Here is a 15,365-nt window from a genome sequence, read left to right as displayed (position 1 = left end):
CGGGGTCAGGCCAGCGCCACGACCCCGAGCTCGGCCGGTGCGACCAGGAGCGGGTTGCGCGGCAGCACGCGGACCGTGTAGCCGAACGGACCGGACCGGCCGAGCTCGACGTCGCCGTCGAAGCGGTGGCGGCCGCCGTCGTCCGACTCGACCAGGGTGAGCGGGACGGCGGCCGCGGCGACGATGTCGTCCTCGGCGTCGACCCGGCCGTGGACCAGCTGCACCTCGACGTCCTGCGGCGAGAGCTCGCCGAGCGCGACGTAGGAGCGGACGTGGAGGACGGCGCCGACCTCGGCGACGTCGCCGATGCCCTCGGTCTCGACGTGCTCGACCCGGACGCCGCCCCAGGCACCGCGGACGTGGGCCTTCCAGGCGGCCAGGTCGCGGGCGCCGTTCTCGACGGCCGCGAGCGCGCGGGCGTTGTGGGCGGCAGGTGCGTAGAGCTTCTCGACGTAGTCGCGGACCATCCGGGTGGCAAGCACCTTGGGGCCGAGGTTGGCCCAGGTGGCGCGCAGCATCGCGATCCAGCCGGCAGGCACGCCCTCGTGGTCGTGGTCGTAGAAGCGGGGTGCGACCTCGTTCTCGATGAGGTCGTAGAGGGCGGCGGCCTCCAGGTCGTCGCGCTGGTCGGAGTAGTCCTCCAGCCCGTCGGCGGACGGGATCGGCCAGCCGAACTCCGGCTCGTACCACTCGTCCCACCAGCCGTCGAGGATCGACAGGTTGAGGCCGCCGTTGAGCGCGGCCTTCATGCCCGACGTACCGCAGGCCTCGTAGGGGCGCAGCGGGTTGTTGAGCCACACGTCGCAGCCCGGGTAGAGCGGCTGGGCGAGGGCGATGTCGTAGTTGGGCAGGAACACGATCCGGTGGCGCACGTCCTCGGTGTCGGCGAAGCGCACCAGCTCCTGGATCAGCCGCTTCCCGCCGTCGTCGGCGGGGTGCGCCTTGCCGGCGACGACCAGCTGGACCGGACGCTCGGGGTGGAGCAGCAGTGCCTTGAGGCGGGCGGGGTCGCGCAGCATCAGGGTCAGTCGCTTGTACGACGGCACCCGGCGTGCGAAGCCGATGGTCAGCACGTCGGGGTCGAGGGCGTCGTCGATCCAGCCGAGCTCGGCCGGCGAGGCACCGCGCTTCTCCCACGACTTGCGCAGCCGGCGGCGGGCGTCGTCGACCAGCCGCTGGCGCAGCGCGCGCTTGGTGCTCCACACCTCGGTGCCGGGCACCTTGTCGAAGGCCGCCCAGAACGCGGCGGCGTCGTCGCCGTTGTAGTCGGCGCCCTGCGCCTCCGCGAGCGCGGCCACCTCGGGTGCGACCCAGGTCGGGGCGTGCACGCCGTTGGTGATCGAGGCGATCGGCACCTCCGCCTCGTCGAACGCCGGCCACAGGCCGTTGAACATGCCGCGGCTGACGTGGCCGTGCAGCTGCGAGACGCCGTTGGCGCGCTGCGCGAGCCGGAAGCCCATCACCGCCATGTTGAACACGCCGGGGTCGCCGCCGTCGTAGTCCTCGGCACCCAGCGCCAGCACCTGGTCGACCGGGACTCCGGGGGTGGCGCCGTGCTCGCCGAGGTACTGCTCGACCAGCGTGCGCGGGAACCGGTCGATGCCTGCCGGCACCGGGGTGTGGGTGGTGAAGACGGTCGAGGCGCGGCCCGCCTCGAGCGCGGCGGCGAAGTCGAGGTCGCTGTCGGCCGTGAGCTCGCGGATCCGCTCCACGCCGAGGAATCCGGCGTGCCCCTCGTTGGTGTGGAACACCTCGGGCGCGGGGGCGCCGGTGATCCGGGAGTAGGCGCGCAGCGCCCGCACGCCGCCGACGCCGAGCAGCAGCTCCTGGCGCAGGCGGTGCTCGGTGTTGCCGCCGTAGAGCCGGTCGGTGACGAGCCGGTAGGCCTGCGGGTTCTCCTCGACGTCGGTGTCGAGCAGCAGCAGCGGCACCCGGCCCACACTCGCCACGAAGACCCGGGCGAGCAGGTCCGGGCCGTCGGGCATCCGGATCGCGATCGTCGTACGGCTGCCGTCGGGCTCGTGGAGCAGCGAGAGCGGCAGCTCGTCGGGGTCGAGGACGGGGTAGCTCTCCTGCTGCCATCCGTCGCGCGAGAGCGCCTGCTTGAAGTAGCCGTGGCGGTAGAGCAGCCCCACGCCGACGATCGGCACGCCGAGGTCGCTGGCGGCCTTGAGGTGGTCGCCCGCGAGGATGCCGAGGCCGCCGGAGTACTGCGGAAGTACGGCGGTGATGCCGTACTCCGGGGAGAAGTAGGCGATCGAGCTCGGCCAGGTCGCCTCCGGGTCGGCTGCCTGCGCGCGCTGGTACCAGCGGTCCTCGGTGAGGTACGACGCCAGGTCGGCCCGGGTCTCGGCCACCCGTCGTACGTAGTCGTCGTCGGCCACCAGCTCGGCCCACCGCTCCGCGCTGACCTCGCCCAGCATCCGCAGCGGGTCGCGCCCCGACTCCTGCCAGAGGCGGTCGTCGATGGCCTCGAACAGCGCCTGGGTCGGCGGGTGCCAGGACCAGCGCAGGTTGGCCGCGAGCTCGCCCAGCGAGGCGAGCGCGTCGGGCAGGACGGGGCGGACCGTGAACCTCCGGATCGCACGCATGGACCGACGGTAGCCAATCGGACTTGAACGATCCAATAGGCGGTGGTGTCGGGCGAGATAGATGTGACGCGGGGTTCCGCGTAACGCGGGCGGGCCCACCTCCGTTGTGGTGGTACAGACGGGCGGGGTGGAGTCATGGGGGCCGCCTCGCCCGTCGTACTTCTCCAGTACGGGGCGGGTGTTTCCGGCTCAACTACCGAATTCGTCGCTCGGCGCCGCCGTCGGTGACGAATTCGGTAGTTGAACCGCAGCGACCACCCGAGCCGCCCGAGGCGATCGGCCTAGGCTGGCGCCGATGACTACCGCACCCCTCCGCCCGGTCCCCGAGCACCAGCGCCACGTCGCCGCCCTCCTCGCCGCGGGGCACGGCCCGGACCGGCCGTGGCCGACCGAGACGGTCCCGCTCGAGCAGGCCCTCGGTCGGGTGCTGGGCGAGAGCGTCACCGCGCCGGAGCCGCTGCCGGCGTTCGACAACTCCGGGATGGACGGGTACGCCGTGCGCGCGGCCGACGTCGCGGGCGCGACGCCCGACACGCCGGTCCGCCTCAGCGTCGGCGAGGACATCCCGGCCGGGGCGCCGGTGGGTGAGCTGGCACCGGGGACGGTGCGGCGGATCATGACCGGCGCGGCCGTGCCCGCGGGTGCCGACGCGGTGGTCGAGGTGGAGGTGACCGACGGCGGGACCGAGACGGTCGAGATCCGCGAGGCGCGCGACGTGGGCAGCTTCGTCCGGACCGCCGGGTCCGACGTGGCGCAGGGTGCCGAGGTCCTGTCGACCGGTTGCACGCTGGGACCGGCCCAGCTCGGCGTCCTCGCCGCGTTCGGGGTCCGCGAGGTCGTCGTACGACGGCGCCCGCGGGTGATCGTCGTGTCGACCGGGAGCGAGCTGGCCGAGGACCCCGCGCCCGGATCCGGCCAGATCCGCGACGCCAACGGGGCGCTGCTCGCGGCGGCGGTCGAGGAGGCCGGCGGCGTGGCGGTGCGCAAGCTGTGGGTCGAGGACGACGTACCGACCTTCCTGGCGCTGCTCGACGGCGAGCTCGCGGCGGGCGACGTCGACCTGGTCATCACCAGCGGCGGCGTCAGCGCCGGGGCCTACGAGGTGGTCAAGGACGGGCTGGGACCGCGCGGGGTCGAGTTCGTGAAGGTGGCGATGCAGCCCGGCATGCCGCAGGGCTCCGGCCTCCTGAACCAGAAGACGCCCATCATCTGCCTGCCCGGCAACCCGGTGAGCGCGCTGACCTCGTGGGAGGTCTTCGTGCGGCCCGCGCTGCGGCTGGCGTTCGGGCACCCCCGCCCGCAGCGCACCGTCGTGCGCGCCACGCTCACCGAGCCCCTCCAGCCGCTGCGGGGCAAGCGCCAGCTGCGGCGCGCCCGCCTCGACCGCACCGCCGGGACGGTCGCGCCGTGGGGTCCCCCGGGCTCGGCCTTCCTCGGCTGGTTCGCCGGCGCCGACGCGCTCATCGACCTCCCGGCCGACGGCGCTCCCCTGGCGGCCGGCGACCCGGTGGACGTCTGGGACCTGGCGTCCGACTAGCCACACGACTGGACGCACCCCATCAGTGACTCGATAGGTTCGAGTCATGGTCGGACGCATCCCCGTGATCGACGTCGAGCCGGTCCTCGAGGCCGGAACCAGCAACCCCACCGGGGGCGCTCGCCTGCCGGTCAAGGCCAGCCTGGGCGAACCCTTCCCGGTCAGCGCGACCGTGTTCCGCGAGGGACACGACCGCCTCGGTGCCGAGGTGGTGCTGGTCGGGCCGGACGGCGTACGACGACCACCGGTGCGGATGCAGGCGCTGCCGACCCGCGACCGGTTCACCGTGGACCGCTACGAGGCATGGGTGAGCGCCGACGCCGAGGGCCCGTGGTCGTTCGAGATCCACGCCTGGTCCAGCCCGCTCGGGACCTGGTTCCACGACGCCGGGATCAAGATCCGCGCCGGCGTGGACGTGGAGCTGATGTTCGCCGAGGGCCGGCTGCTGTTCGAGCGGGTCCTGGCCGCAGGCGGCCTCACCAAGGCGGAGAAGGCCACCGTCGAGGCCGCGATCGCCGCTGCCACGGACGACGCCAGGCCGGTCGAGGCCCGGCTCGCACAGCTCGAGTCGCCCGAGGTCGTCACCACGCTCGAGGCCCACCCGCTGCGTGACCTGCTCACCGTCGAGGGCCCGTTCCCGGTGTACGTCGACCGGTCCCGTGCGCTGTTCGGCAGCTGGTACGAGCTGTTCCCCCGCTCCGAGGGCGCGACCTACGACCCGGCGACGGGCGAGGTCACCAGCGGGACCTTCCGTACGGCGGCCGAGCGGCTCCCCGCGGTGGCCGCGATGGGCTTCGACGTCGTCTACCTGCCGCCGATCCACCCGATCGGCGAGGTCAACCGCAAGGGCCCCAACAACACGGTGCTGCCCGACGGCGAGGCAACTCCCCCGGACTGGAAGGGCTCGCCGTGGGCGATCGGGAGCAAGGACGGGGGCCACGACGCCGTCCACCCCGACCTCGGCTCGATCCGCGACTTCGACGCGTTCGTCGCCGCCGCCAAGGAGCTCGACCTCGAGGTCGCGCTCGACCTGGCGCTGCAGTGCGCGCCCGACCACCCGTGGGTCGCCGCGCACCCCGAGTGGTTCACGACCCGCGCCGACGGCACCATCGCCTACGCCGAGAACCCGCCGAAGAAGTACCAGGACATCTACCCGGTCAACTTCGACAACGACCCGGCCGGGATCTCCGCCGAGGTGCTGCGCGTCGTACGCCACTGGATGGCCCACGGGGTGCGGATCTTCCGGGTCGACAACCCGCACACCAAGCCGGTCGCGTTCTGGCAGTGGCTGCTCGCGGAGGTCCGGCGTACCGACCCCGACGTGCTCTTCCTGGCCGAGGCGTTCACCAAGCCGCCGATGCTGCAGACCCTCGGCGCGATCGGGTTCCACCAGTCCTACACGTACTTCACCTGGCGCACCGAGAAGGTCGACGTCGAGGACTACCTGCGCGAGGTGTCCCAGGAGTCCGCGCACCGGATCCGGCCGAACTTCTTCGTCAACACCCCCGACATCCTCCACGAGTTCCTGCAGTACGGCGGCCCGGGCGCCTTCCGGATCCGTGCCGTGCTGGCGTCGATGTCCTCGCCGTCCTGGGGCATGTACGCCGGCTACGAGCTCGGCGAGCACGTGGCCGTGAAGCCGGGCAGCGAGGAGTACCTCGACTCGGAGAAGTACCAGATCCGAGTCCGGGACTGGACGGCGCCGAGCCCGCTGGCGGCGTACGTCACCCGGCTCAACGAGATCCGGCGCGCCCACCCGGCGCTGCAGCTGCTGCGCAACCTGCGCCTGCACCGCACCGAGGACGACCATGTCGTGGCGTGGTCGAAGCGCGCGGGCGACGACACCGTGGACGACACTGTGATCGTGGTGCTCAGCCTCGACCCGCACCAGGTCCGCGAGTCGATGGTCCACCTCGACCTCGCGGCGCTCGGCCTCGAGCCTGGCACGTCGTTCACCGTCCACGACGAGCTGAGCGGCAGCGAGTGGACCTGGACCGAGAACAGCTACGTCCGGCTCGACCCGGCGCAGCCGGCGCACATCCTGACCGTGAAGGGGCACGCATGACCACGGCCGAGTCGATCGTCCTGAACGAGGAGCCGGAGTGGTTCCGCACCGCGGTCTTCTACGAGGTGCTGGTCCGCTCCTTCCGCGACTCCAATGCCGACGGCACCGGTGACTTCCAGGGCCTGACCGAGAAGCTCGACTACCTGCAGTGGCTGGGCGTCGACTGCTTGTGGGTGCCGCCGTTCTTCACCTCGCCGCTGCGCGACGGCGGGTACGACGTCGCCGACTACACCGGGATCCTGCCCGAGATCGGCACCGTCGAGGACTTCCACGCCTTCCTCGACGCCGCCCATGAGCGCGGGATCCGGGTGATCATCGACTTCGTCATGAACCACACCAGCGACGCGCACCCGTGGTTCCAGGCCTCGCGCAGCGACCCCGACGGCCCGTACGGCGACTTCTACGTCTGGTCCGACACCGACGAGCTCTACCAGGACGCGCGGATCATCTTCGTCGACACCGAGCCGTCGAACTGGACCTGGGACCAGACCCGCGGCCAGTACTACTGGCACCGCTTCTTCCACCACCAGCCCGACCTGAACTTCGACAACCCCAAGGTGCAGGAGGCGATGCTGGAGGCGATGGCGTTCTGGCTCGACATGGGCCTCGACGGGTTCCGGCTCGACGCGGTGCCCTACCTCTACGAGCGGCCCGGCACCAACGGCGAGAACCTCCCCGAGACGCACGAGATGCTCAAGCGGGTGCGTCGCTTCGTCGACGACAACTACCCCGGCCGGGTGCTGCTGTGCGAGGCGAACCAGTGGCCGACCGACGTCGTGGAGTACTTCGGCGACCCGGAGGTCGGCGGCGACGAGTGCCACATGGCCTTCCACTTCCCGGTGATGCCGCGCATCTTCATGGCCGTGCGCCGCGAGTCGCGCTTCCCGATCTCGGAGATCATGGAGCAGACGCCGGACATCCCGTCGGGCTGCCAGTGGGGCATCTTCCTGCGCAACCACGACGAGCTGACCCTCGAGATGGTCACCGACGAGGACCGCGACTACATGTGGGGCGAGTACGCCAAGGACCCCCGCATGAAGGCCAACATCGGCATCCGCCGCCGGCTCGCGCCGCTGCTCGACAACGACACCAACCAGATCGAGCTGTTCACCGCGCTGCTGCTCTCGCTGCCCGGCTCCCCCGTCCTCTACTACGGCGACGAGATCGGGATGGGCGACAACATCTGGCTCGGTGACCGCGACGGCGTGCGTACGCCGATGCAGTGGACCCCCGACCGCAACGCCGGATTCTCCTCGGCGACACCCGGCAAGCTGCACCTGCCGACCATCCAGGACCCGGTCTACGGCTACCAAAGCGTCAACGTCGAGGCGCAGCTGGAGAACCCTTCCTCGCTGCTGCACTGGACCCGCCGGATGATCCACATCCGCCGCCAGCACGACGCCTTCGGGCTCGGCACCTTCAGCGACCTCGGCGGCTCCAACCCGACCGTGCTGTCCTACGTCCGCGAGCACGACGCGGACGACGTCATCCTGTGCGTCAACAACCTCTCCCGCTTCCCGCAGCCGGTCGAGCTCGACCTGCGCCGGTTCGAGGGCCGGGTGCCGGTGGAGCTGCTGGGCGGCGTCCCGTTCCCCAAGATCGGTGAGCTCCCGTATCTCCTGACGCTGAGCGGGCACGGCTTCTACTGGTTCCGGTTGACGGATCCGGAGACGACCGGGAGGCCGGTGCTGTGACTGCTTCGTTCCTCGCCCCGTTCCTCGAGCACAGCCGCTGGTTCGGCGGGAAAGGACGCGCGTTCGCCGTCACCGGCACCCGCGAGCTGCTGCGCCTCGGGACCGACCCTGAGGTCGTGCTGCTGCTCGTCGAGGTGACGTACGACGGCGCCGAGCGCGAGCTCTACCAGGTCCCCCTGGCGCTGTACGACGAGCCGCAGGACCGGCTCGAGCACGCCAAGGTCGGCCACTGGCCGCCGGCGGAGGACGGGAGCGGGCGGCCGGCGTACGACGCCCTGCACGACCGCGCCGCGACCGCCCACCTGCTGCGGGCCTTCGGCGAGCGGCCGGGGTTCGTGCGGCTGCCCGGCCACGACCTCGACCTGGACGCGCCGGGCTCGCTGTTCAGCGGCGAGCAGTCGAACTCGTCGGTGCTGTTCGGCGAGGACTCGGTGCTCAAGATGTTCCGCAAGGTGACGCCGGGCGAGAACCCCGACATCACCACGCACCGGGTGCTCACCGAGGCCGGGTCGCCCCACGTCGCGCAGCTCTACGGCTGGATCGAGGTCGAGGACCTGCAGCTCGGGATGCTGCAGCAGTTCCTGCGCACCGCCAGCGACGGCTGGGACCTGGCGCTGGCCAGTGTGCGCGACCTGTTCGCCGAGGCCGACCTGCACGCCGAGGAGGTCGGTGGCGACTTCGCCAGCGAGGCCGCCCGGCTCGGCACCGCGCTCGCCGAGGTGCACGCCCAGCTGGCCGAGTCGTTCTCCACGACGTCCGTCGCCGGCGCCGACCTGGCGACCGCGATGGCCAACCGGCTGACGGCGGCCGTCGAGGTGGTGCCGGAGCTGGAGGAGTACGCCGCGTCCGCGCAAGCCGTGTTCGCGGCGGTGGCCGGGCTCGGCGACGTACCCGTCCAGCGGGTGCACGGCGACCTCCACCTCGGCCAGACGCTGCGCACCGTACTCGGCTGGAAGCTGGTCGACTTCGAGGGCGAGCCCGCCAAGCCGCTGGCCGAGCGGGTGCTCCCCGACTCGCCGTGGCGCGACGTCGCGGGCATGCTCCGCTCCTTCGACTATGCGCCGCACGCCGTCGCCGAGTCGATGCCCGAGGAGGATCCGGACGTGCTGCACCAGCGCGGGGTGCGGGCCGACGAGTGGGCTCGCCGCAACCGCAAGGCGTTCCTCGCCGCCTACCTGGGCGGGCAGCCGCTGTGGCCGGCCGCCCGGACGCTGCTGACGGCGTACGTCGTCGACAAGGCGGTCTACGAGTGCACCTACGAGGCGCGCAACCGGCCCACCTGGCTGCCGATCCCGCTGGCGGGGGTCGCCCGGCTCACCGCAAGCTGAGTTGGGTGGGTGAGAGTGACCCATGGGTCACCCTCACCCACCCAACTCAGAGCAGGTAGCGACTGACCGCGGTGGCCAGCGCTGCGGCGTACCGGTTCTGCCCCTTCCGCGAGGTCATCACCCGGGCGTCGGCAGCGCTGCGCATGTTGCCGAGCTCGACCATCGCGGTCGGTACCTCGGACAGGTTGAGGGTGGCGAGGTCGGAGCGGTGGGTGAGGCCGCGGCCGCCGGCGGTGTAGGTGGCGTTGCGGAAGCCGCGGCCGTGGAGGGCGCCGCGGACGGCGCGGCCGAAGGCGGTGGACGCGGCCCGGCCGTCGGGCTTGGCGGCGACGATGACGTGGAAGCCGCGGCCACCGCTGAGCGAGCCGTCGCCGTGGATGCTGAGCTTGAGGTCGGCGGGGCGGTCCCAGCCGCGGTACCCGGCGTTGCCGAGCCGGCCGCGGACGTCGACGCACGGCCCCCAGTCGGCGCGGCTGTTGGTGGTACGGGTCAGGACCACCTCGGCGCCGAGCGCGCGCAGCCGCCCGGCGAGGCGGCGGGCCACGCGCCAGGTGAAGGTCGCCTCGGGGAAGCCGCCGTTGGCCGCCGTACCCGTGGTGTTGCAGGGCTTGGTCTGGCCGTTGCCCGCGGGGACCGGCTGGGCGATCTCGGCGCGGTGGCGGGAGTTGCCGAGCTGGTGGCCGGGGTCGATCACGACCAGCCGCCCGGCGAGCGGCAGGTCCGCGCGGACGGTCGCCGGCGGTTGCGCTGATGCCGGGGCGGCGGTTGTGAGCAGGCCGGTGAGGACGATGAGGACGGCGAGCACCACGAGACGGGCCATGCCCCGCATCATCACACCGACCCAACCGAACCGGCCCCCGTCGACATCTTGGGGGTGTGGAGAGACTCGGCACCGCCCAACCTCCGGCATCCTTCGTCCAGGAGGTGCTGGTGGACGACGAGCGGGAGTACGCCGACCTGTTCGCCGCGCAATGGCCGCGGCTGTACCGGATGGCGCGTGCCGTCGCCGACGACGCGGCCACCGCCGAGGACGCCGTCCAAGCGGCGTTCGCGCGGGCGTACGCGTCGTGGGGACGGGTACGTCGAGCCGACAGCCCGGAGGCCTACCTGCGCCGGATGGTCCTCAACGAGATCCTCGGCCTGCGCCGCAAGGCGTGGTCGCGGCGCGAGCGGCCCCATCCGGCCGTCGAGACCGGCCTGGTCGCCGAGGCCCATGACGGAGCCGTCGCCGAACGCGACCGGATGTGGGCCGCGGTCCGCGCGCTGCCGCCGCGGCAGCGCGCGGTCATCGTGCTGCGCTACTACGAGGACCTCAGCGAGGAGCAGATCGCACTCGCGCTCGGCTGCTCGCGCGGGACGGTCAAGTCCCAGGCCCGCTTCGCGCGACCTGCGCCGATGTGGCGCCTTCACGACGGGAGACGACGAGTGACCATCGAGCTGAGCGACCTGCTCGCCGAGCGGATCGACGACTTCGCGGTGCCTCCCGCGGACCTGTCCACCGCCCGGGCCGCCGGACATCGGCTGCGCCGGCGACGGCGTACGACGGCCGCGCTCGCCGCGACCACCGTGCTCGCCGCGGGGATCGGCCTGGCCGTCACCCTGCCGGGGACCGGCCACGACGGGCAGGCGGTCCGCGACCCGGCGTACGCCTCCGTGGGGGCACTGGACTTCAGCCACGGCGCCCGCGCGTACGCCGACCCGGGGGCCACCCTGCACCTGGGCGGGCGGGCGTTCCCCTACGGCGACATGACATGGCTCGACACCGATGCAGTCGCAACGCAGGAGGGCGTCGTCTTCTTCGACGCCGGGCGCCCGATGCTGCTCGACGCGAAGGGTGACGTGTCGCGCCTCGTCGACGGGCCGCTCGACGCCCCGCACGGCTTCCACCCGACGGCGAAGGTCGACCGCGCCGGCCGGCTGGTGGCGTGGGCGACGCTGCGCGACGGCACAGCGACGATCACCGTCCGCGACCTCGTCAGCGGCGACGACCTGGGCTCCACGACCGTCGGCTGCGGGAAGTGCGGTGACGTGGTGATCGACGGGATCGACCAGGGGGCGGTGTTCGTCCGGGACGACGCCGGGACTCGCACCTGGTCCTGGGAGGGCGACCAGTGGCAGGACTTCGCCGGACCGACGACCCGGGTGGCCGACGTACGCGCCGGCGTCGTCCTCTACGACGGCCCGCGTCCCACCGACCAGGGCGACTGGCGCGTGGTCGCCGGGGCGATCGACGCCCAGCTGACCCTCGACGGCCGCTACGTCCTGTACTGGAGCAGCACCCTGCAGCCCACGACGCCCGGCGACGCCCCGGTCGTGCTGCCCGTCGGTCCGGCCGCGATGGGCGACTTCTTCGGTTGGTACGCCGTCGACACCGACGGCTCGATCCTCGTGGCCACCGGCCACGACTACCCGGACTTCACGATCTACGACTGCGAGGTCGGGGCGCCCCGCTGCGACGAGCTCGGCACGATGAAGCCGAAGGGCGGGGACCCGGAGTTCATCGGGGTCGACATGTGAGGATCGGGCATGCCCGTCACCAACCCGTGGCTCGCCGGACCCTCGCCCGACGGCGTGCTGCCGCGGGAGCAGCTCGAGGAGCGGATCCTCAACCTGCTCTCCAGCCTGAACACCGCGGTGATCGCGACCGTCGCCGCCGACGGCTCCCCCGCCGCCACCCCGGTCCGCTACTTCAGTCTCGGCCTCGAGATCTTCTACACCAGCTGGAACGCGTCGCCGAAGTCGCGCAACCTGGCCCGCGATCCGCGTGTCTCAGCCGGGATCGTCGCGCCGCTGGTCGGTCAGGCGAGCAGCCGCGGCGCACAGCTGTTCGGCACCGCACGCACCCTCGAGCGCGACGACCCGGACGCCGACGCCTACTGGGAGGCGGTGCGCTGGCAGGCCGACCACGTCGAGCGCGGACGCTCGCTCTCGGAACCGCCGACCGACCCGCTCACGGTGATCACGCCGGACCGGATCGTGTACACCGAGCACTGGCTGCGGCGCGGCGGGTACGCCCCGCGGCAGACCTGGCGGCGCTGATGCCCGGGGACGACGGCTTCACGGACCTGCCGTGGATCGCGGCGCCCGAGGAGATGCGCCGCATCTTCGATCCCGCCGTCCGCCGCATCCGGCGCGACCGGAAGCGGATGACCATCGACGACGCTGTCGACATCATCTGGATGGAGAAGCGCCGCCAGGGCGTGCAGGCGCCCATCCCGGAGTGCGTCGTACGGCAGGTCGCTGAGGGGGCGCTACTCAGCACGTGGCAGAACGTCCAGCGCATCCGCCGGCTCCGGCGGGAGCACCGCGGGCGCTGAACCGCGGGCCTCTGGTCGCAGCAGCCCCAGGAGTCACACCGGTCGGGCAATTCATGCACTTGTCGGCCGTTGCAACCCCCGACAAGTGCATGAATCCCCGGCCGACCGGCTCTCCTGACGTATCCGTGGGTGGTTGCTGCGTGGCCTGAACGAGCACACGCCGCTCCCTGTCTAGGTTTCGAGTTGTCGAGAAACGAAACCGGAGCGTCAGGAGAACGGCGTGGCACTCGTCAGCCTATTCCGTGGCCTGTTGGGGCTGGAACACACCGCGATCGAGAACGCTCGCCTTGACGGTGGCGTGCTGGTCATCGACGTACGGCCGATGGCCCGCCAACGCGGCCGATGTGGCCACTGTCGGCGGCCCTGCCCCGGCTACGACGCCGGGGCAGGACGACGCCGCTGGCGCACCCTGGACCACGGCGCCACGATGACCTTCCTAGAAGCTGACGCACCCCGGGTCCAGTGCCGCGAGCACGGCGTGAATGTGGCTCATGTGCCCTGGGCGGTCCATGGCGCGGGACACACCCACACCTTCGACGCCCAGGCAGCGTGGCTGGCGGTGCGGACCTCGAAGTCCGCGGTCAGCGAACTGATGCGCATCGCGTGGCGCAGCGTGGGATCGATCCTGGACCGAGTTTGGCAACAGATCGACACCACCACCGGCGGGCCGACAGGCGCCCGGCTCGATGGGTTGCGGCGGATCGGGATCGACGAGGTCTCCTACCGCCGCGGACAGCTCTATCTGACCGTCGTCGTCGACCACGACACCGGACACCTGGTGTGGGCCGAACCCGGCCGTGACCGTGCCACGCTGCGCCGCTTCTTCGACGACCTCGGTCCCGAACGCAGCGTCCAGATCACTCATGTCTCGGCCGACTCGGCCTCGTGGATCGGCGAGGTCGTCACCGAACGCTGCCCCCAAGCCGTGCAGTGTGCCGACCCGTTCCATGTCGTGAAATGGGCCAACGACGCCCTGGGCACCGTTCGTGCCGCCGCGTGGCGCGAAGCCCGCGCCGCCGGCGCGACCCGCAAGAACGGTCGCGAACAGGGCCGACAGCGCCGCGACTCCACCGGCGCGGCCCGCCAGCTGCGTGAGGCCCGCTACGCCCTGTGGAGAAACCCAGAGGACCTCACCGACCGCCAACAGCAACGGCTGGCCTGGATCGCGGCCACCCACCCCCGACTGTGGGAGGCCTACCGGCTCAAGGAGGGCCTACGCGCCCTGTTCCGCATGCACGGCCCCGACGCCATCGACGCCTTCCGAGAGTGGCTGGCCTGGGCACGCGCCAGCGGGATCGAGGAGTTCGCCCACCTCGCCACACGGATCGAAGCCATTGCTGCCCGCGTCGAAGCGACTCTCACTCACCGTCTGACCAACGCTCTGGTCGAGTCGGTGAACACCAAGATCCGACTCCTGACCCGCATCGCGTTCGGGTTCCACACGCCCCGACCACTCATCGCGCTCGCGATGCTCAGCCTAGGCACACACCGCCCACAACTCCCCGGCCGCACCACCCACACATGAGTCAGGAGAGCCGGCCGACCGGGGATTCATGCAGCCGCCTACAGCAGCTCCACGGGCTCCCGCTCACCCACATCCCCGGAGACCGCGCAGTCCCGGTCCTCGACGGCGACGTGCCAGCTCCAGCACAGCTGGCCGGCGCCGACGCCGACGAGGGCGGCGACGGCGAAGCCGAGGGCCGAGCCGCCGATCACGGGTACGACGGCCACCGCGGTGACGGCGTTGAGGACGAGGGCGATGAACGTGGCGAGCGAGACCACGGCGCCGCGGCGGGCCGGGAAGCGGTCGAGGAGCATCAGCTGCATGGTCGGGTACGTGATGCCGTTGCCGAGGGCGATGAGGGACACGCCGATGACGGCCCAGGGCAGCTCGTCGCCGGCTCCGAGGGAGGCGACGAGGACGCCGATCACCCCGCCCGCGAAGGACGTCGTGCAGCCCCAGGAGACCAGGCGGCGGGCGGAGATCCGGCCGGCGGCGCGGCCGCACAGCCAGGAGCCGAGCATCATCGAGCCGATCATGGGGACGAACAGCTTCCAGAAGTCGAGCTCGCCCTCGCCGAGGACGTCGACGACGAAGATGGCGGCGCCGCCGATGTAGAGGAACTGGGCGCCGAAGATCAGCGCGGTGGCCCAGCCGAGGCGGTGGAAGGCGCCGACCCGGGCGACCTCGACCAGGCCGCCGAGGACGGCACCGACCTGCAGCGGGACCCGGCGTTCGCGCGGGTGGGTCTCGGGGAGCAGGAAGAGCACGGAAGCGATCAGCAGCACGCCCATGGCGGCCTGGAAGCCGAAGATCAGCTGCCAGGGGCCGAGCTGCAGGAGCACCCCGCCGAGCAGCGGTCCGACGGCAGGCGCGAGGCCGAAGATGATCGCGACCCGGCTCATCAGCTTCTGCGCCTGCGGGCCGTCGAAGAGGTCGCGGATCACGGTCCGGCTGACGATGGTGGCGCCGCCGGCACTGAGGCCCTGCAGGGCGCGGCACACCAGGAGCAGCGGCAGGCTGCCGGACACGACGCAGCCCAGCGAGGCGAGCACGTAGACCGCGACGCCGCCGACCATCACCGGCCGCCGGCCGACCGCGTCGGACAGCGGGCCGTGGAAGACGCTCATCAGGGCGAACGAGCCGAGGTAGACGGTCACGATCAGCTGCAGCGCGCCGGTGTCGACGTCGAGGTCGCGCCCCATCTCGGGGAACGCCGGGAACGGCGTGTCGATGCTGAAGGGCCCGATCATCGACAGCACCGCCAGCACCGCCGGGACGAGGACGGTGTACCTCCAGCCGATGCGCTCACTCACCTGCGCATCATGGCGC

The 15,365-nt window shown here is 72.0% G+C and carries 11 protein-coding genes; 8 read left to right on the top strand and 3 right to left on the bottom strand.

Annotated elements, in window-relative coordinates; genetic code table 11:
• Nucleotides 1–5: 5 nt before the first annotated feature.
• Nucleotides 6–2,591: an alpha-glucan family phosphorylase gene (gene glgP, locus QI633_RS08845; protein ID WP_282428721.1), complete on the bottom strand. Its 2,586-nt coding sequence runs from the start codon at nucleotides 2,589–2,591 to the stop codon at nucleotides 6–8.
• 295 nt (nucleotides 2,592–2,886) lie between these two features.
• Between glgP and glp the strand changes: the two genes are divergently transcribed.
• Genes glp through QI633_RS08825 form a run of 4 tightly spaced genes read left to right on the top strand, consistent with a single transcriptional unit; the run spans nucleotide 2,887 to nucleotide 9,215 of the window.
• On the top strand, nucleotides 2,887–4,128 hold the full coding sequence (glp, locus tag QI633_RS08840) for a gephyrin-like molybdotransferase Glp (RefSeq protein WP_282428720.1): 1,242 nt from the start codon (nucleotides 2,887–2,889) through the stop codon (nucleotides 4,126–4,128).
• Nucleotides 4,129–4,174: 46 nt separating this feature from the next.
• On the top strand, nucleotides 4,175–6,193 hold the full coding sequence (locus tag QI633_RS08835; RefSeq protein ID WP_141799506.1) for an alpha-1,4-glucan--maltose-1-phosphate maltosyltransferase: 2,019 nt from the start codon (nucleotides 4,175–4,177) through the stop codon (nucleotides 6,191–6,193).
• On the top strand, nucleotides 6,190–7,887 hold the full coding sequence (gene treS, locus QI633_RS08830; protein ID WP_141799507.1) for a maltose alpha-D-glucosyltransferase: 1,698 nt from the start codon (nucleotides 6,190–6,192) through the stop codon (nucleotides 7,885–7,887). Before QI633_RS08835 ends, treS begins: the two co-directional genes overlap by 4 nt.
• Nucleotides 7,884–9,215, top strand: coding sequence for a hypothetical protein (locus QI633_RS08825; RefSeq protein ID WP_282428719.1), 1,332 nt, complete (start codon nucleotides 7,884–7,886; stop codon nucleotides 9,213–9,215). Before treS ends, QI633_RS08825 begins: the two co-directional genes overlap by 4 nt.
• Before the next feature lie 46 nt (nucleotides 9,216–9,261).
• Here the strand turns inward: QI633_RS08825 and QI633_RS08820 are convergent, their stop codons facing one another.
• Nucleotides 9,262–10,035 carry an N-acetylmuramoyl-L-alanine amidase gene (locus QI633_RS08820; protein WP_282428718.1) on the bottom strand — a complete coding sequence of 258 codons (774 nt, stop codon included), beginning with the start codon at nucleotides 10,033–10,035 and terminating at the stop codon, nucleotides 9,262–9,264.
• Nucleotides 10,036–10,145: 110 nt separating this feature from the next.
• Between QI633_RS08820 and QI633_RS08815 the strand changes: the two genes are divergently transcribed.
• The 4 genes from QI633_RS08815 (at nucleotide 10,146) to QI633_RS08800 (ending at nucleotide 14,057) form a co-directional block, all read left to right on the top strand.
• A complete protein-coding gene (locus QI633_RS08815; RefSeq protein ID WP_282428717.1) occupies nucleotides 10,146–11,732 on the top strand; it encodes a SigE family RNA polymerase sigma factor in 1,587 nt (528 codons plus the stop codon).
• 9 nt (nucleotides 11,733–11,741) lie between these two features.
• Nucleotides 11,742–12,254, top strand: a complete 513-nt coding sequence (locus QI633_RS08810; RefSeq protein WP_282428716.1) for a pyridoxamine 5'-phosphate oxidase family protein — start codon at nucleotides 11,742–11,744, stop codon at nucleotides 12,252–12,254.
• Nucleotides 12,254–12,532, top strand: a complete 279-nt coding sequence (locus QI633_RS08805; protein ID WP_282428715.1) for a hypothetical protein — start codon at nucleotides 12,254–12,256, stop codon at nucleotides 12,530–12,532. Before QI633_RS08810 ends, QI633_RS08805 begins: the two co-directional genes overlap by 1 nt.
• 220 nt (nucleotides 12,533–12,752) lie before the next feature.
• Complete coding sequence (locus tag QI633_RS08800) at nucleotides 12,753–14,057, top strand: ISL3 family transposase (RefSeq protein WP_282426486.1); 1,305 nt, start codon at nucleotides 12,753–12,755, stop codon at nucleotides 14,055–14,057.
• Between the two features lie 38 nt (nucleotides 14,058–14,095).
• On the opposite strand, the gene QI633_RS08795 is transcribed toward QI633_RS08800, so the two are convergent.
• The gene (locus QI633_RS08795; RefSeq protein ID WP_282428714.1) at nucleotides 14,096–15,349 is read right to left on the bottom strand and encodes a multidrug effflux MFS transporter; all 1,254 of its coding nucleotides are present in this window, start codon (nucleotides 15,347–15,349) and stop codon (nucleotides 14,096–14,098) included.
• Between the last annotated feature and the right edge of the window lie 16 nt (nucleotides 15,350–15,365).

Source organism: Nocardioides sp. QY071 (genome assembly GCF_029961765.1).
In the GTDB taxonomy this organism is placed as follows: Bacteria; Actinomycetota; Actinomycetes; order Propionibacteriales; family Nocardioidaceae; genus Nocardioides.
This window is presented reverse-complemented; position numbering and strand designations above follow the sequence as displayed.